13 protein-coding genes are annotated in these 17,472 nt (G+C 72.1%); 6 read left to right on the top strand and 7 right to left on the bottom strand.

Going from position 1 to position 17,472, the window contains the following annotated elements; genetic code table 11:
• Positions 1–154 precede the first annotated feature (154 nt).
• Together AAFF41_RS20480 and AAFF41_RS20475 are read right to left on the bottom strand one after the other, a co-directional pair.
• Complete coding sequence (locus AAFF41_RS20480) at positions 155–1,369, bottom strand: LCP family protein (protein ID WP_319748885.1); 1,215 nt, start codon at positions 1,367–1,369, stop codon at positions 155–157.
• A gap of 294 nt (positions 1,370–1,663) precedes the next feature.
• Positions 1,664–2,419: a TIGR03089 family protein gene (locus AAFF41_RS20475; RefSeq protein ID WP_343324384.1), complete on the bottom strand. Its 756-nt coding sequence runs from the start codon at positions 2,417–2,419 to the stop codon at positions 1,664–1,666.
• A 129-nt stretch (positions 2,420–2,548) separates the two neighbouring features.
• Here AAFF41_RS20475 and AAFF41_RS20470 point away from each other — a divergent pair, with 129 nt between their 5' ends.
• A complete protein-coding gene (locus AAFF41_RS20470) occupies positions 2,549–3,883 on the top strand; it encodes a peptidoglycan recognition protein family protein (protein WP_319748882.1) in 1,335 nt (444 codons plus the stop codon).
• Positions 3,884–4,002: 119 nt separating this feature from the next.
• Positions 4,003–5,085 carry a mannose-1-phosphate guanylyltransferase gene (manB, locus tag AAFF41_RS20465; protein WP_319748881.1) on the top strand — a complete coding sequence of 361 codons (1,083 nt, stop codon included), beginning with the start codon at positions 4,003–4,005 and terminating at the stop codon, positions 5,083–5,085.
• 569 nt (positions 5,086–5,654) lie between these two features.
• On the opposite strand, the gene AAFF41_RS20460 is transcribed toward manB, so the two are convergent.
• The 4 genes from AAFF41_RS20460 to AAFF41_RS20445 all read right to left on the bottom strand — a co-directional run bounded on the left by AAFF41_RS20460 (position 5,655) and on the right by AAFF41_RS20445 (position 9,758).
• Positions 5,655–6,668, bottom strand: a complete 1,014-nt coding sequence (locus AAFF41_RS20460) for a DNA-3-methyladenine glycosylase family protein (RefSeq protein ID WP_319748880.1) — start codon at positions 6,666–6,668, stop codon at positions 5,655–5,657.
• A gap of 173 nt (positions 6,669–6,841) precedes the next feature.
• A complete protein-coding gene (locus AAFF41_RS20455) occupies positions 6,842–8,248 on the bottom strand; it encodes a coenzyme F420-0:L-glutamate ligase (protein ID WP_343324383.1) in 1,407 nt (468 codons plus the stop codon).
• On the bottom strand, positions 8,245–9,204 hold the full coding sequence (gene cofD, locus AAFF41_RS20450) for a 2-phospho-L-lactate transferase (RefSeq protein ID WP_060901833.1): 960 nt from the start codon (positions 9,202–9,204) through the stop codon (positions 8,245–8,247). Before cofD ends, AAFF41_RS20455 begins: the two co-directional genes overlap by 4 nt.
• 62 nt (positions 9,205–9,266) lie before the next feature.
• Positions 9,267–9,758: a cysteine dioxygenase gene (locus AAFF41_RS20445; protein WP_343324382.1), complete on the bottom strand. Its 492-nt coding sequence runs from the start codon at positions 9,756–9,758 to the stop codon at positions 9,267–9,269.
• A gap of 706 nt (positions 9,759–10,464) precedes the next feature.
• Here AAFF41_RS20445 and AAFF41_RS20440 point away from each other — a divergent pair.
• From AAFF41_RS20440 to AAFF41_RS20430, 3 genes are all read left to right on the top strand, one after another.
• The gene (locus AAFF41_RS20440; protein ID WP_003975777.1) at positions 10,465–10,728 is read left to right on the top strand and encodes a WhiB family transcriptional regulator; all 264 of its coding nucleotides are present in this window, start codon (positions 10,465–10,467) and stop codon (positions 10,726–10,728) included.
• A gap of 186 nt (positions 10,729–10,914) precedes the next feature.
• Entirely contained in the window at positions 10,915–14,589 is a 3,675-nt protein-coding gene (locus tag AAFF41_RS20435; RefSeq protein ID WP_343324381.1) for a glycosyltransferase family 2 protein, read from the top strand.
• Entirely contained in the window at positions 14,586–16,085 is a 1,500-nt protein-coding gene (locus AAFF41_RS20430; RefSeq protein WP_343324380.1) for a DUF5719 family protein, read from the top strand. The genes AAFF41_RS20435 and AAFF41_RS20430 overlap by 4 nt, the downstream gene beginning before the upstream one ends.
• A gap of 81 nt (positions 16,086–16,166) precedes the next feature.
• On the opposite strand, the gene AAFF41_RS20425 is transcribed toward AAFF41_RS20430, so the two are convergent.
• Positions 16,167–16,616 carry a metallopeptidase family protein gene (locus tag AAFF41_RS20425; RefSeq protein WP_319749053.1) on the bottom strand — a complete coding sequence of 150 codons (450 nt, stop codon included), beginning with the start codon at positions 16,614–16,616 and terminating at the stop codon, positions 16,167–16,169.
• A 352-nt stretch (positions 16,617–16,968) separates the two neighbouring features.
• Between AAFF41_RS20425 and AAFF41_RS20420 the strand changes: the two genes are divergently transcribed.
• Positions 16,969–17,343 (top strand): DUF3499 domain-containing protein, encoded by a 375-nt coding sequence (locus AAFF41_RS20420; protein WP_054229213.1) that lies wholly within the window; start codon positions 16,969–16,971, stop codon positions 17,341–17,343.
• The last annotated feature ends 129 nt before the right edge of the window (positions 17,344–17,472 follow it).

The raw sequence follows: 17,472 nt of genomic DNA, 5'->3' as shown, positions 1-17,472 counted from the left end.
GGACCTCGTGGCCGGGTGCACCGGATCGCTCACACTATCCGGCCGGTTCGGGGTCAAGCGACGGTGGTGACAAATTCCACCTTCCTACAACTGGGCAATCCGCCCTATTTCTCAAAGACTTCTCAGCTCCGCAGTTCCCGCCTTGGCGCACGCTTTACCCGCAGACGTCCTCAGCCGCCGTGTTACCGCGAAAAGTCGGCGCGGATGTGGGAGCGTCGGGCCGCTTTCCCGTCGACTTCCCGTTGCCGCGCGACTCCTCTTCGTAGTCGAATGCCGAGTCGTGGCCGCTTGCCGGGTCCGTCGGGAGGTCCTTCGCGACCGCCACCGGAGCGTCCGCGCGCAGCAGGGCGAAGAGTTTGTCGGCCGCGGGTTTCACGAGCTGGTCGCGATTGGCGTTGTAGACGTACGACGTTCGGGGCACCGTCAGGAATTGGACACGTTCCGTGGGGATATTGCGCATGCCGCGGACCAGGTCGTACAACCCGCGCAGGCTCGCCAGATCCGGGTCCGTGGTGAGCGAGGAAGTGGCCGCGTCGAGCATGGGATAGAGCCGTGCCGGGTTGAGCAGTACGTCGTTGCTCTGCACCTTGTTGACGAGCGCGCCGAGGAACCGCTGCTGGCGCTCCATCCGGTCGGTGTCGCTGCCGTCCCCGATGCTCTTGCGGGCGCGGACGTAGCCGAGGGCCTGTTCGCCGTCGAGCATGACCTTGCCCGCGGGCAGCTTCAGCTTGGCCGCCTTGTCGTCGATGGGCTCCTTCAGGCACACCTCCACGCCGTCCACGGCGTCGACCATGTCCTTGAACCCGTGGAAGTCGACGACCACGTGGTGGTCGACACGGATGTTCGTGAGCTTCTCGACGGTCCGGATCGTGCACGCCGAACCGCCCACCTCGAAGGCGGAGTTGAACATCGCGAACACGGGCCGGCTACGGGTGCCGTCCGGACGCCGGCAACTCGGCACGTCCACCATCAGGTCGCGGGGCAGGGAGACGGCGGTGGCGCTGCTCCGGTTCGCGGACAGGTGCAGCAGGATCGTGGTGTCGGAGCGCTCGGTCCCGGAGTCCCGGCCGTACTTCTTGTTCCCGTCCCCCGACCGCGAGTCCGACCCGATCAGCAGGATGTTCTGCGCGTCGCGCACCAGCGCGGTGGGCCGCTCCTTCTCGTAGCGGGCGAGCTCGGCGGCGGCTTCCTCGTCGGCCGTGATGTTCCGGCTCAGCTTCTCGTACGCGACCAGACCGACGCCGACGGCACCGAGGACCACGACGGCGACACCGAGCGCCGAGTACTGCACCCAGCGTCGCCGTCGCCGTCGTGCGAGCCCGGCACCGGTGGGCGAAGCCCCCGTTCCCGGCCCTGTCCTGTCGGTCACGTCGGAGTCCACCCCTCATGGCGTGCGAGCGTGCGGTGCTCCTACGACCATGGCTCGGAGGCCCGGCGACGGCGGCAGATAAGGGGCCGAACGGGTGACGGGATCGGTCGGGGGGCGCGGAGCTCCGGCAGGTACGGATCCGCGGCGGGACGGCGGTCGCGACCGGCCCCACGGGCCCGCCCCGACAGGCGACCGGTCCCACGGGCCCGCCCCGACAGGCGACCGGCCCCACGGGCCCGCCCCGACAGGCGACCGGCCCCGACGGGCCGGCCCGGGCGGCGACGGCGACGGCGACTACCGAACCGTCGAAGTCACCCGCTCGCTCTCGATCCGCTTGGCCAACGCGTCCTCGCCCAGTCGCTCCAGATGACGACAGAGCACCACGGACCCCCCGGAGGCGAGCGGCGCGTACAACCCCGCGCTCAGCCCCTCCCAGGTGTCGTACGGCAGCGCGGACAGGATCCGCGACCCGGGTCCCGTCAGATCCAACGAGGCCGCCTCCGCCCGGGCCCGCTCGACGACCTCGGCCCCCGTGTGTTCGGCCCCGGCGACGATCAGCGCGGCCTCCTCCGGGTCCACCGGCGCGTACGGCTGGAAGCGGTCGCCCTGGCTCGGCACCTCGACGGCGTAGTCGGCGTACCCGGCGGGCGGTGTCGTAAAGCGGCGCCCCAGCGGCGCGAGCGAGAGGGCGACGCGCTCGCCGGAGCAGGCGAGCCCGGCCTCGAGCGCGTCGGGCCCCGCGACGACGAGATCAGCGGCACCGGGATCGCCCCCGACGTCCGCGACGACCCCCACCGAGGAACACGCGAGCAGCCACACCGCCGTCTGCCAGTGCGCGGGCAGCAGCAGCGCCACCCGGTCGCCGGGCTCGGCGGACAACTCGCCCTGGAGGAGGTTGGCGGTCTTGGCCACCCAATTGGCGAAGGTCGCGACGGACAATTCGACACGTTCGCCCGTGGCGTCGTCGTAGAAGGTCACCAGGGGGCGCGCGGGGTCCGCGGCGAGCGCGGATCGCAGCAGGTCGGCAGGGGTGCGGTCGGTGGCGTTCACGCGCGCAAGCGTACGCGGGGGCGCCCGGCGGGACGCGGCGCCCGCGCCACCGGTTCGGCCGAGCGCGACTCGACGGTCCGTCACATCCGCAATAGACAGATATGTATGATTATGTCCACGATCGGGGGCATGCATGGAATCCTTGCTTCCTCGGTCGGCGTCACCTGCGCGGCCGCACTCACCCTTCCGCTGGCCCTGTCCGCACCGGCACAGGCCCGACCCCAGGCGGCGAGGACCGAGCCCGCCGCGCCGGGCAGCACCCAGTCCCTCCCCTTGGTCCCGCTCTCAGGCGACCGCTCGCTCGGACCCGCCGCTCCCGAACAGGGCCTCGGCAGACGGAACGTACGGACGTTCTCGCTGGTCGGGGTCGTCTGGGACGACCCCGACACCGAACTGCGCGGCCGCGTCCAGGTTCGTACCCGCGCCACCGGAGCCAACCGCTGGTCCGGCTGGCAGGACATCGAGACCCACAACCACGAGCACGCGGCCGACCCGGACAGCGCCGAGGGCAACTCGGGCCGGGTGCGCGGCTCCACCGCGCCCCTGTGGGTGGGCGACTCGGACGGGGTCGAGGTCCGCGTCCAGGCGCAGGTGGACGAAAGAGCCACAGCAGCCGGCGAGTCGCCGCTCCCCAGAGGCATGCACCTCGAACTCGTCGACCCCGGCGCGGAACCCGCGCCCCGGGGCGCGCTGACGGGCGAGGGGAGCGCGGGCGCGGAGAGCGCCGAGACGTACGCCACCTTCGCCACGAACGCCGAGCTCGCCCCGTTCGGCGCGACCGAGATCCCGGCACTGTCCAGGGCCGAGACCGAGCGCGAGGCCCCGGCCCTCCGCGACGGCGCGCCGCTCGGGCAGCCGTACATCGGTGAGCGCCCACGCATCGTCACCCGGCGCGGCTGGGGCGCGGACGAGAGCCTGCGCGAGGGCGGCTTCGTGTACACCAAAAAGGTGAAGGCCGCCTTCGTGCACCACACGGCCTCGGGCAACAACTACCTTTGCTCCCAGGCCCCTTCGCTCATCCGCAGTATCTACCGCTACCACGTAGTGAGCAGTGGCTGGCGCGACATCGGCTACAACTTCCTCGTAGACAAGTGCGGAAACATCTACGAAGGCCGCGCCGGGGGTGTGGCGAAGCCCGTCATGGGTGCCCACACCCTCGGTTTCAACAACGACACCATGGGGATCGCGGTCCTCGGCAGCTTCGGCAAGACCAAGCCGGCCGCCGCCGCGGTGACCGCCATCGCGCGGCTCACGGCATGGAAGCTCGGTCTCTCCGGAGCCGATCCCCGTGGCAAGACATACCTGAAGTCCGGCGGTGGCAATCTCTACCGAAAAGGTAAGAACGTACGACTGAACGTGATCTCCGGCCATCGGGACGGGTTCGCCACGGAGTGCCCGGGGAAGCTTCTGTACGGCAAACTCGGCTCGGCCAGAACGGCCGCGGCCCGCTACCAGGGCCGCTGAGGTCTGCGCGGAGCCATCGAGGACACCCCACTGCCGTCGAAGGCCTCTTACTACGGACTGCATACACTGGCCGGCCGAATCATCCTTCGGCCGGTCCCGGCAGGAAGCAGAGACGACAGGTGACAGAAGCGATCCTCCTGGTCGGGGGCAAAGGCACCCGGCTGCGCCCGCTCACGGTGAACACCCCCAAGCCGATGGTCCCGGCGGCCGGTGTCCCGTTCCTCACGCACCAACTGGCGCGGGCGAGAGCGGCGGGCGTCGAGCACATCGTCTTGGCGACCTCCTACCTGGCCGAGGTCTTCGAGCCGTACTTCGGTGACGGTTCCGGGCTGGGCCTCCACATCGAGTACGTCACCGAGGAGGAGCCCCTCGGCACGGGCGGCGCGATCCGCAACGTGGCCGCGCGCCTGCGCTCCGGGCCCGACGAGCCGATCCTGATCTTCAACGGCGACATCCTGACGGGCCTGGACATCAGGGCCCTGGTGGCGACCCACGAGACGACCGGCGCGGACGTCTCCCTCCACCTCACCCGCGTCGAGGACCCACGGGCGTACGGCCTGGTCCCCACGGACGCGACGGGCCGCGTGACGGCCTTCCTGGAGAAGCCCCAGACCCCCGAGGAGATCGTCACCGACCAGATCAACGCCGGGGCGTACGTCTTCCGCCGCTCGGTCATCGACACGATCCCCGCCGGCCGCCCGGTCTCGGTGGAACGCGAGACCTTCCCCGAGCTCCTGGCCACCGGAGCCCACCTCCAGGGCATGGTGGATTCCACCTACTGGCTGGACCTGGGCACCCCCCAGGCCTTCGTACGAGGCTCCGCGGACCTCGTCCTGGGCCGCGCCCCCTCTCCGGCGGTCCCGGGCCGCTGCGGGGACCGTCTCGTGCTGCCCACGGCCAGGGTCGCCCCCGACGCCAAGCTGACCGGCGGCACGGTCGTCGGCGACGGCGCGCGCATCGGCGAGGGCGCCCGCATCACGGGCAGCACGATCCTGTCCGGCGCGGTCGTCGAACCCGGCGCCGTCATCACGGACTCCCTCATCGGCACCCGCGCCCACATCGGCGAACGCACCATCCTCTCCGGGGCGGTCATCGGCGACGGCGCGGTGGTCGGCCCCGACAACGAACTCCGCGAGGGCGTAAGAGTCTGGTGTGAGGCCAAGATCCCAGCGGGGGCGCTCCGCTTCTCGTCGGACCAGTAGAGCGGTTGGATCGGCTGCGGGCGGGCGGGGGCTGGTCGCGCAGTTCCCCGCGCCCCTGAAACCCCCGGTCGGTCAGAGGCCCTGCCTGGGTGTGTCCGGCTGCGGGTGGGTGGGGGCTGGTCGCGCAGTTCCCCGCGCCCCTGAAGGCCTCGGTCCGCACGGCGATGCGCCTGTCGGGTGTGTGAGGACGGGGCTGGGGGTCGATGCCCGCCCACCCCTCGGTCCACCCGCCCACTCGGGTCCGTATCAGTCGGCCTGTCGGGTGTGTGAGGACGGGGCTGGGGGTCGATGCCCGCCCACCCCTCGGTCCACCCGCCCACTCGGGTCCGTATCAGTCGGCCTGTCGGGTGTGTGAGGACGGGGCTGGGGGTCGATGCCCGCCCACCCCTCGGTCCACCCGCCCACTCCGGCCCGTGTCAGTCGGCCTGTCCGGCGTTTGAGGACGAGCCCTTTGGGCGGTCGGGGGTTCGGGGGCGGAGCCCCTGGCGGGGTTGAAGGGGCGGAGCCCCTGGGGATGGGACGGGTAGGGGCGGCGGGGGCGAGAGACTCCCGGCCCGCACCCGGGACGACTACAGCCGCCCGATATCCCCCCGCGGCATCCGCGGAACCCGCCGCGCGGGCGCCCGCCCCGACAACAGAATCAACCGAGCCGCCCGATGCCGCTGCCCGGCATACGGCTCCAACAGCGAAAGCATCACGGAGTCGTCCGCATCCCGATCCCCCGCCAGCGCATACCCCACGATCCCCGGCAGATGAAGATCCCCCACGGTCACCGAATCCGCCGCACCATGACTCCGCTGCACGGTCTCCGCCGAGGTCCACGGCCCGATCCCGGACACCAACTCCAACCGAGCCTGCGCAGCCCCCGGCTCCATCCCCACCGCCTCCTCAAGCCGCCCCGCCACCCGAACGGCCCGCAGAATCGTCGACGCCCGCTTGTTGTCGACCCCGGCCCGATGCCACTCCCAGGAGGGAATCAGCGCCCACGTCCGCGGCTCCGGCATGACGGACATCCGCTCCGGCGCGGGCCCCGGCGCAGGCTCCCCGAACTTCCGTACGAGCAACCGCCACGCCCGATACGCCTCGTCCGCCGTGACCTTCTGCTCCAGAACGGACGGAATGAGCGACTCCAGCACCAGCCCGGTACGCGTCAGCCGCAACCCCGGTCGCCGATGCCGCACCACGGCGACCAGCCGATGACGAGGCTCGAAGGCATCGGGATCGTCGGCCGCGCCGAGCATCTCGGGGAGCTGTTCGAGCAGCCATTCGCTCCCCGGCCCCCACGCCTCGCCCCGCACCACCCCACCCCGCGCCGAGACCCGCAGCGTCCCGGCCCCGGCGGGCGTCCGGCTGGTCCGCCACACGGCCCCGTCCGGCGTCGCACGGAAGGTCGGATCGCCGGGTCCACGGCGCAGCGGCCCGAGCACGAGCCCGAGATCGACCGGCCAGGGCGGCGTCCAGGTGCGCGTACGCCCAGGTGCGACCGCCTGTCGAGGCACCCCGCCGGAGGCGTCCGCGGGCACGGCGACATGCCCGCCGCGCACAGTCGTACGCGTCGGCCGAGGAGCGAAACGTCCAGCCACGAAAGGGGTCCTAGGAAACTCGGGGTGCCCTACGAGAGTAGGCGCTCACCCTCCCGAACACCCGACTCCCGACGTACGACGCACACACCTCTCACCACACCTGACGCACCACACCCGGCCCCAGACCCCCGCGCTCCTCGACAAGGACTGTCACCACCCCCCGGCAACCACTCTCACCGCACCTCGACAAACGCCCCGGCATCCCGCGAGGGCCGAGCCCGCGGCTCCTCCGCCGCATGTCCGACCGCCACGGCCCCCATCGGATCCCACCCCTCCGGCAGCTCCAGCACGTCCCGTACGACATCCCGGCAGAACATCGTCGACGACACCCACGCGGACCCGAGCCGCTCCCCGGCGAGTGCGACGAGGAAGTTCTGCACCCCCGCGCCGAGGGCGACCACGAACATCTCCCGCTCGGCCCCGTCCCGCCGCGGATCGCCGTACGTGTGCGACCCGTCCATGACGAGACACGGCACCACGAGGTAGGGAGCGTTGCGCAGCACATCACCGCGCCGCACCCGCTTGGCGATCGACTCCTCGCTCTTCCCGTCCCGCCGAAGATCCGCGATCCACGCGTCCCGCATGGCGTCGAGCAGCCGCGTACGCGACTCCTCGGACTCCAGGAGCACGAACCGCCAGGGAGTCGTGTGATGCGGCGCGGGAGCGGTGACCGCCGCGGCCACGGCCCGCCGCACGGCGCCCGGATCCACCGGCTCGTCGGTGAAGGCCCGTACGGTACGCCGCTGGGTCACGGCCTCTCGTACGGCCTCCGACGTGCCGAGCCGGAACATGTCGTCGCGCGCGCCCCGCACCATGGCCCGTGTCCCCTCGCCGTCGTCCTCGGCCACCACATGGGGCAGTCCGCGCACGACGGCGACGGGCAGCCCGGAGGCCTTGCCCTTGACCAGGTCACCGGCGGCGGCGAGCTCGTCGGCGGTGGCGACGACGGTGGCGCTCAGCGGATTGCCGTGCGCGTCGGTGCCGCCGCGCAGATCGTCCAGCACCCGTACGCCCGCGGCGCCGATGGCGACATCGGTGAGCCCGGTGCGCCAGGGCCGCCCGAACGTGTCGGTGATCACGACGCCGACATCGACCCCGAGGGTGTCGCGCAGCTCGTCCCGGATGGCGCGCGCGGACGCGTCGGCGTCCTCGGGCAGCAACAGGACGGTGCCGGCCGGGGTGTTGGAGGCGTCGACCCCGGCGGCGGCCATCACGAGCCCCTGCCGGTTCTCGACGATCCGCAGGGCCCCGCGGCGCGCCACGACCCGTACGGTCTCGGCGTCGATGGCGGCCTCCCGGTCGGCGGCCTCGACCAGGCGCCCCTCGGCCTTGGACACGATCTTCGAAGTGACGAGGAGAACGTCCCCGTCGACCAGCCCGGGCTCGGCGACGGCGATCAACTTGCCGAGATCGTCGCCCTGTCGAACCTCGGGGAGTCCGGGCAGCGCCCAGACCCGGTAACCGGGAGAGGCGACGAAGGCGTCCACCTCCTGGTCGCCCGCGCGCCCTCGTCCGGGAGCGTGTTCGGAAAGATCTTCCGGAGCCTGTTCCGGAGAAGCCGGAGAGAGCCGTCCGCTCATGACTCCCGCACCTCCTCCGCCAGCGTCAGCGCCTCGCGCGCCATCTGCGCCGCGGTGTCCAGGTCGGACATCATCAGCGGCACGGCCCGGCACCGGATCCCGGCCGCCTCGACCTGCTCCACGGCGGACGCGTCCACCGTGTCGACGAGCCAGCCGTCGAGGAGCCCCGAGCCGTAGTGCTCGGCGACCGCCGTGGCCGTGGACTCGACGCCGACCGCCGCCAGCACCTTGTCGGCCATGCCCCGCACGGGCGCGTCGCCGACGATGGGGGAGAGGCCCACGACGGGCACGCCCGCGTCGGCGATGGCCTCCCGGATGCCGGGCACGGCGAGGATCGTGCCGATGGACACGACCGGGTTGGACGGCGGGAAGAGGATGACGTCCGCCTCGGCGATGGCTTCCAGGACACCCGGTGCGGGCTTGGCCTGCTCGGCGCCGACCGGCACCACGGCCTCGGCCGGCACGGATGCCCGCAGCCGCACCCAGTACTCCTGGAAGTGGATCACCTTGCGCTGCCCGTCGATCTCGACGGCGACATGGGTCTCCACGCGGTCGTCGGACATCGGGATCAGCCGGACGCCCGGCTTCCAGCGGTCGCACAGGGCTTCCGTGACCGCGCTGAGCGGATAGCCCGCGCTCAGCATCTGCGTCCGCACGATGTGCGTCGCGAAGTCGCGGTCGCCGAGCCCGAACCACTCGGGGCCGACCCCGTAGGCCGCGAGCTCCTCCTTGAGGTGGAAGGTCTCGTCGGTCCGGCCCCAGCCCTGTTCCTCGTTGATGCCGCCGCCGAGCGTGTACATCACCGTGTCGAGGTCCGGGCAGACCTTCAGGCCGAAGAGATGGATGTCGTCGCCGGTGTTGCCGATGACCGTGATGTCCGCGTCCGGCACGGCCCGCTGGAGACCACGCAGGAACCGGGCACCACCGATACCGCCTGCCAGAACCACAATGCGCATGGGGTTCAGTCTGACAGGCGGGTACGACAACGCGTGAGGCGGTTACGAGACCGCGGGCGCCCTCAGGCCGTGACCACGGCCGCGGCGCACTGGGCCGAATGCATCGGCATCTCGGTAAGACCCGGGTAGTAGACGTGCAGGCTCACGGCCGGTTCCAGGGAGTCGTTCACGACCTCGTGGATGTACCCCGGCGCGAACACCCGCTGGGATCCTGCCCCCAACGCGCGGGTGTCGCGCTCCGTGCGCTCGGTCAACGCGCCCTCCAGGACGGTGAGTACGCCGGAGGAGCGCCCGTGGTCGTGGAGTCCGCTGCCCTGTCCGGGCACCCAGGACAGCAGCCACACCTCGTAGCCGGGTCCGGTGCGCAGCCGGTGGTACCAGCGGGAGGTCGCGTCGTACTGGACGAGGTGCTCCCACTGGGAGCGGTCGGCGGCGATGGAGCGGGCCAGGCCGACGAACTCGGACACGGTGGCGGGGTGCTCGCGCGGCGGCTGGAGCAGGTGCGGTACTTCGAGGATGTCGCCGGCGATCTGGAGGTCGCTGTCGCTGTTCATGGGTGCGGTGGTTCCTCGGCGGAGAGCTGGGGTGTCGCGGGGCCGTTTCCGTCCGGGTCACGGACGGGGAGGGTGCCCTGGTACGGGCGAGCGCCCCGGAAGCGGGGCGGGGATTCGCCTCAGTGGCGGCGAGGCAGCCGGAGCGCGGTACGGCTCAACAGCTGGGACAGCAACAACAGCTACAGCGAGCGCGGGCAGCACCGGGGGACCCGGCGGTGCGGGTCGAGGTGAGCGCCAAGTTCGCGAGCATGCCCATAAGCACATCGGTTCACACCTCGACTGTCAACTTCGTGTCCGCCATATGGGAAATGTTTCACCTCATCCGGTCCATCTGTGTGACGAAAGGTTTGCTCTGGAGCCACCCCGGACACATGGCGCACAACCGGGCGCGCAAACCTCGATGCGATCCCGTGATCCAAATGTGATCCGGTTCGCTTCGGAGTCCGCGTCGGAACGAGATCGAACTTCTGGGCGTCCTTCCCGGTAGCGGGTCGGGAGTCCGGACGGGCCCTTTGAGGCTGTCAGGGTTTATGCCGATTTGAACACTTTCCGCATAGCCTTGGTTCCGCAGAGTGAATAAGGGGCCCAATAGCAGATCTCGGCTTGACTGGCCCGTATCGGCACACTTGTAATTTCACTCGTGTCGTTCAGCCGAAATCGGGAACGGCAGCATCACGGGGACGCGAAAGACAGACGAGGGGCGCACATGACCGAGCTGGTGCAGCAACTGCTGGTCGACGACGCGGACGAGGAACTCGGCTGGCAGGAGCGCGCGCTGTGCGCCCAGACCGACCCCGAGTCCTTCTTCCCCGAGAAGGGCGGCTCCACCCGCGAGGCCAAGAAGGTCTGTCTCGCCTGTGAGGTCCGCTCCGAGTGCCTGGAATACGCGCTCGCCAACGACGAGCGGTTCGGCATCTGGGGCGGTCTGTCCGAGCGCGAGCGCCGAAGGCTGAAGAAGGCCGCCGTCTGACCGCACGGCGCGCACCCCTCGTACCGATACCGGCAGGTAAGAACGGCCCGTCGCAGGTGGGTTATCCACAGGCGGCGGGCCGCTGTGTTGCCCAGCCGTTAGTGTGGGCCCTCGTCCGAGACGTCCCGCTGTCCCCGCCGGACACAGGCGTCCACCGCAGTCCATCGAACCGGGGCCCGTACCTCGATGTCCGTGCACAGCCATTCGGCAGTCCCACACGACGCCGCCACACCTGAGTTCCCGCGCCACGTGGTGACCGCGGTCCTCGTCTCCCACGACGGCGCCCGCTGGCTGCCCGAAGCGCTCGCCGGGCTGCTCGGCCAGGAGCGCCCGGTGCAGAACGCCGTAGCGGCCGACACCGGCAGCGCGGACGACTCCGCCCAGCTGCTGACCGACGCACTCGGCGCCGACCGGGTGCTGCATCTCGCCCGGCGCACAGGCTTCGGCCAGGCCGTCGAGGAGGCCATCCGCGGGGCCCGCGTGCTCACCCCGGAGGACCTGCCCTATCTGAAGCGCCCCAGCGGCTGGGACCCGGTCACCCGGACCTGGCGCGACGACGCCTACGACATGCCGGAGCTCCCGCACGGCGAGCCCGAGCAGTGGCTCTGGCTGCTGCACGACGACAGCGCCCCCGAGCCCGACGCCCTGGCCCGGCTGCTCCGGGTCGTGGAGAGCGAGCAGGAGTTCGGCAGGGAAGTCGCCGTGGTCGGCCCCAAGCTGCGCGGCTGGTACGACCGGCGAGCGCTCCTGGAGATCGGCGTCACCATCGCCAACTCCGGCCGCCGCTGGACGGGCCTGGACCGCCGCGAGCAGGACCAGGGCCAGCACGACCACGTCCACCCCGTGCTCGCCGTGTCCACCGCCGGCATGCTGATCCGCCGCGACGTCTACGAGGAACTCGGCGGCTTCGACCGCCGACTGCCCCTGATGCGTGACGACGTCGACCTGTGCTGGCGCGCCCAGGCCGCCGGACACCGCGTCCTCGTTGCCCCCGAAGCGGTCGTCCGGCATGCCGAGGCCGCCTCCCGCGAGCGCCGCACGGTCGACTGCGTGGGCCGCACCGCCGCCTCCCCGCACAAGGTCGACAAGGCGGGTGCCGTCTACACCCTCCTCGTCAACGCCCGTACGGCACAGGTGCCCTGGATCCTGATCCGGCTCGTCCTCGGCACCCTGCTGCGCACCGTCGCCTACCTCGTGGGCAAGGTCCCCGGACAGGCCGTCGACGAGATCCGCGGCCTGCTGGGAACCCTGCTGCGCCCCGAGCGGATCCTCGCGGGCCGCCGCAGACGCGGTCGCCCCCAGGTCGACAAGGGCGAGCTGCGCCCGCTGTTCCCGCCGCCCGGCGCCACCGTGCGCGCCACGGTCGAGCAGATCGCGGGCAACTTCATGGGCGGTGACGACCCCGACGCCACCACCGGCGCCGGACGGCACGGCGGCGCCGTCGAGTCCGGACCCGGCGGCGACGACGCCGACTTCCTGCAGATCGAACAGTTCGCCCGGCTCAAGCGCATCGCCCGCAACCCCGGCCCGATGCTCTTCCTGGTGCTGCTGTTCGTCTCCCTCCTGGCCTGCCGCGGCCTGCTCGGCAGCGGGTCGCTCGCCGGTGGCGCGCTGCTGCCCGCGCCCGCCGACGCCTCCGAGCTCTGGTCGCGCTACGCCGACGGCTGGCACCCGGTGGGCGCCGGCGGCACGGAGACCGCGCCGCCGTACCTCGCGCTCGTCGCCCTGCTGTCCTCCCTGCTCCTCGGTTCCACCGGGCTCGCGGTCACCGTGCTCCTGGTGGCCTCCGTCCCGCTGGCCGGCTTCGCCGCGTACTTCGCCTCGCGCCCCCTCGTCGAGTCGCGCCTGCTGCGCGCCTGGTCGTCCGTGACGTACGCCTTCCTGCCCGCCGCCGCCGGCGCCCTCGCCGGCGGCCGCATCGGCACCGCCGTCCTCGCGATCCTGCTGCCGCTCATCGCGCGCGCGGGCGTCGCCGCCAGCGGGCTGACCCACTCCTCCGGCGCGCGCGGCAGCTGGCGCGCCACCTGGGCGTACGCCCTCCTGCTGACGTTCACCACCGCGTTCACGCCGATCGTGTGGCCCATCGCGCTGGTCCTCGGAATCGCCCTCCTCGTAGTGCGCCGAAGGGAAATCACCGCCTACGGGCCGCGTTTCCTGGCCCAGCTCGGCACCCCGCTGCTGGTCCTCGCCCCCTGGTCGCTGACGCTGCTCCCGTTCGGCTTCTTCAAGGAAGCCGGGATGCCCTACGGCGCGGGCGCGGCCTCCGCGCTCGACCTGCTCGGCGCCAGCCCCGGCGGTCCCGGCACGGTCAGCGGACTGATGCTCATCGGCATCGTGCTGGCGGCACTGGCCGCCCTGATGCGCAGCGAGCGGCAGCGCGCGGTGTGGGCCGCCTGGGTCGTCGCCCTGGTGGCGCTCGTCTTCGCCGTGCTGTCCAACAAGTCGGCCTGGGCGGGACCCGCCACCCTCGTCTACGGCCTCGCACTGCTCGCCGCCGCCACGCTCGGCGCAGACGGGGCACGCGCGCGGGTGGCCGAGCAGAGCTTCGGCTGGCGCCAGCCGGTCGCCGCGCTCATCGCGTTCGCCTCGGCCGCCGGCCCACTGCTGGTGGCCGCCGGATGGGTCCTCGGTGGCGCCGACGGCCCCGTGGAGCGCCGCGACCCGGTGCAGGTGCCCGCGTTCGTCGCCGAGGAGAGCGGCACCCGCGACCAGGCCCGCACCCTCGTCCTCGACAGCGACTCCGGCGCCCGCGTCGGCTACACCCTCGTCCGCGGCTCCGGCGCCCGCCTGGGCGACGGCGAACTCGCGGCCGAGGGCGGCGAGAACAAGAAGCTCGACAAGGTCGTCGCCAATCTCGTCGCGGGCTCCGGCGCCGACCAGGCCAACCAGCTCGGCGGCTTCGCCGTGCGCTACGTCCTGGTCCGCAAGGGCGCGCCCCGCGAGATGAGCCGCGTCCTGGACGCCACCCCGGGCCTGACGCGGCTCAGCCAGCAGGACGGCAGCGCCCTGTGGCGCCTGGACAGCCAGGTCTCGCGCGCCTCGATCGTCCCCAAGTCCGGCGAGGCCCTGTCCATCGCCGCCGGGCCGGTCGACCTGCACACCACCATCCCCTCCGGGGGAGAGGGCCGCGTGCTGCGCCTCGCCGACACGGCCGACGCGGGCTGGACGGCGACCCTGGACGGAAAGCCGCTCACCCGCACCACCGTCGACGGCTGGGCGCAGGGCTTCGAACTGCCCGCGAGCGGCGGCAGGCTGGACGTCACCTTCGACGCCCCGATGAGCCACACCGGCTGGCTGTGGGCCCAGGGCGCGCTCGCCGTCGTCCTGGTGGTCCTCGCCCTGCCCGGGCGGCGCCGTGACGTCGACGACGACCTCCCCGACGAGCCGGTCGTCCCCGCCCAGGACGTCACGGGCGAGGGCCGCCGCGCCCGCCGCCTGCGCGCCCAGGCCGAGGCGGAGCAGTCCGACCAGGCCGTCCAGGACGAGGGCGCCGCCCTTCCTCCTCCGGAGGAGGAGGCCGAGCAGACGCCCGTATCGGTCCCGCGGCAGCAGGCGTACGACGAGTGGGACGCGTCGACCTACGCGGGCGCCGAGTACGGCACCTACGGCGGCGAGCAGTACCAGGGCCAGCAGCAGTATCCGGCGGGCACCTACGAGCAGCAGCCGTACCAGGCGGACCCCTACCAGGCAGGCCAGTACGACCCGTACGCCTACGGGGGCACGGCACCGTACGACCCGATGCAGACCTACCAGGGCTACGACGGGACGGGCCAGGGCTACGACGCCTCCTACGACCCGAACACGCCCCCGCAGCCGCCGCACGGCACCGACAGTGAGCGCCCCGACGGGAGCCAGCAGTGAACCGCACCACCCTGTCCCTGATCGCCGGCGCGACCGCGCTCGCCGCCGTCACCGGATTCGCCTCGCTCAACGCGCCGGCCGCCTCCGGCGACAACACCGCCAAGGCGGCCACCCAGCAGCCCGTGGAGCGCACCAGCCTGCTCTGCCCGCAGCCCAGCACCTCCGAGATCGCGAATACGTCGTACACGTCGTACACGCCCGTCACCCAGGGCGCCGCCGACAGCGGGAAGGCCGAACTGCAGGCCGCGGCCGTGGAGTCGGCGGACTCCACGAGCGGCAAGAAGACCGGCAAGAAGACCGTCAAGCCCGCCCTGAAGCCGGCCGAGCCCGGCAAGCCGGCCACCGGTGACGGCTCCGGAGCCGAGCCGCCCGCCCTCGTCGGCACCGCCGAGGGCAAGTTCGCGCCCGGTTGGACCGTCCAGGAGACCACCGCGGTCGCCGCGGGCACCGGCCGCGGTCTGCTCGGCACCAACTGCGCGGCTCCGGACACCGAGTTCTGGTTCCCGGGCGTCAGTACCGCCACCGGCCGCACCGACTATGTGCACTTGACCAACCCCGACGACTCGGCGGCCGTCGTCGACGTCGAGATGTACGGCAAGGACGGCACCCTCAAGTCCACGGTGGGCGATGGCATCACGGTCCAGCCGCACGCCAGCGAGCCGATCCTGCTGAGCACGCTCGCGAGCGGGCAGCAGACCGACCTCACCGTCCACGTGACGGTCCGCAGCGGTCGTGTCGGCGCCGCCGTCCAGGCCCTGGACGACAAGATCGGCGGGGACTGGCTGGCCGCCTCCACCGACCCGGCGGGCAGCCTCGTCATGCCGGGCATCCCCAAGGACGCCACGGCCGTGCGGCTGGTGGCCTTCGCGCCCGGCGACCAGGACGCCGATCTGAAGGTCCGCCTCGCCTCGCCCTCGGGCCTGATCACACCGGCAGGCAACGAGACGCTGCACGTGAAGGCCGGCATGACCGCGGCGGCCGACCTCGGTGACGTCACGCGCGGCGAGGCGGGCTCCCTGGTGCTCACCTCCACCGGAACCTCGGCGCCGGTCGTCGCGGCCTTGCAGGTGGTGCGCGGCAAGGGCAGCAAGCAGGAGATGGCGTTCATCCCGGCCACCAGCCCGGTCGGCGCGCGCGCGACGGTCGCCGACAACAGCTCCAAGGGCACCACGCTCGCCGTGTCCGCCCCCGGCCAGAGCGCCCAGGTCAAGGTCACCGCGTCCGCCGGCAGCGAGGGTGGTACGGCGGCGACGAAGACGTACACGATCAAGGGCGGTACGACCCAGGACGTCGACGCACCGGTCCCGGCCGGTCTCAAGGGGACGTACGCCCTGACGGTCGAGCCCGTCTCCGGAGGCCCCGTCTACGCCTCCCGGACCCTCGCCTCCGCCCAGGAGGGCGTCCCCGGGTTCACGATCCAGACCCTTCCGGACGACCGCGGGACGGTGGCGGTGCCGGAGGCGGACCAGGATCTGTCGGTGCTGCTGAAGAAGTGATCCCGTACGGGTGATCCACCGGGTCCTCGAAGGGGACCCGGTGGCGCCGTGACCGTGCTCCCGGTACCGCTCGGGCGGGCCTCAGTCCTCGCCGTAGCGCGGGTCCACCGTCTCCGGTGTCAGCCCCAGCAGCTCCGCGACCTGCTCCACGACGACCTCGTGCACCAGCGCCGCGCGCTCGTCGCGGCCCTTGGTGCGGATCTCGACCGGGCGACGGTAGACGACCACGCGCGCGGGATGGCCCTCGTACGCCGGGATGGTGCCCCCCAGGGGCACCGCCTCGTCGCTCCAGCCCTCGCCGGAGCCGTCGAGGCGGGGCACTTCGAGGATCATGAAGTCGATGTCGGCGAGTTGGGGCCAGCGCCGCTCCAGCCGCTCCACGGAGTCCTGCACCAGGTCCGCGAAGACCTCGGCGCGGCTCGCGGCGAGCGGCACCTGGGGCGGCGCGACGGGGCCGCGCATGCCCCTTCCGTGGCGATCGCGACGGCGGGGCCCGGGTGCGGCGGCGGTGGGCGGTACGGGGGTGTCCATCACTGACGAAGAGTAGTCCCCACGAGGTCCGCGTGCCCGGCCCCCACGCGGCTGCCCGCGGCCCGGGGCAGGAAGCCCGGCGCATGTTCCGGATGTCGCAGGATGACCATTCCAGCCAAGCTTGGGCTCGATTCCGTATCCCTCCAGGACCGTCGCTCACATGGCAATTGACGTGGTTTGCACCAAGTGGTGACCGGATTCAGGTCTGTTCGGCGTCTCGGTGCGGGATGTCGCCCCAGGTCAGGGCGGGTGGTCCGAAGGCTTGTGTGGGCGGACTCACAGCACGACACGGTGGGGTGACCTGGGGGAGAGTCGTCGCGGCCCGCTCAAGAGTGCGGTACCGTCCAACGTCGTGAGCCCTGTACGTCGCTGTTCGCGAACCGCTTGCGGCCGTCCCGCCGTAGCGACGCTGACGTACGTCTACGCCGACTCGACCGCGGTCCTCGGCCCGCTCGCCACCTACGCCGAGCCCCACTGCTACGACCTGTGCGCCGAGCACTCCGAGCGTCTCACCGCGCCGCGCGGCTGGGAGGTCGTCCGGCTCGCCGACGCCTCCGCTCCTTCCCGCCCCAGCGGTGACGATCTGGAAGCGCTCGCCAACGCGGTGCGCGAGGCGGCCAGGCCGCAGCAGCGCGCCGCCGAGGCCGGTGGCGGCGCCCGCTCGGCGGACCCGATGGAGGTCGCACGCCGCGGCCACCTACGGGTGCTGCGCTCGCCGGACAACTGAGCGTCCGCCCCCTCCGTATCCAGGGTCGCCCCCGAGCTTCCTCCCTCGGCTCCACCGAGTCGTGCACGCCCATCGACGAGGGCTGGTCGCGAACACGACGATTTCCCACCCGTGAGAAGGTGCTTTCCG

Origin of the sequence: Streptomyces mirabilis (genome assembly GCF_039503195.1) — a bacterium.
Lineage (GTDB): Bacteria > Actinomycetota > Actinomycetes > Streptomycetales > Streptomycetaceae > Streptomyces > Streptomyces mirabilis_D.
The sequence above is the reverse complement of the archived record's forward strand: the minus strand, read 5'-3'. Positions and strand labels throughout refer to the sequence as shown.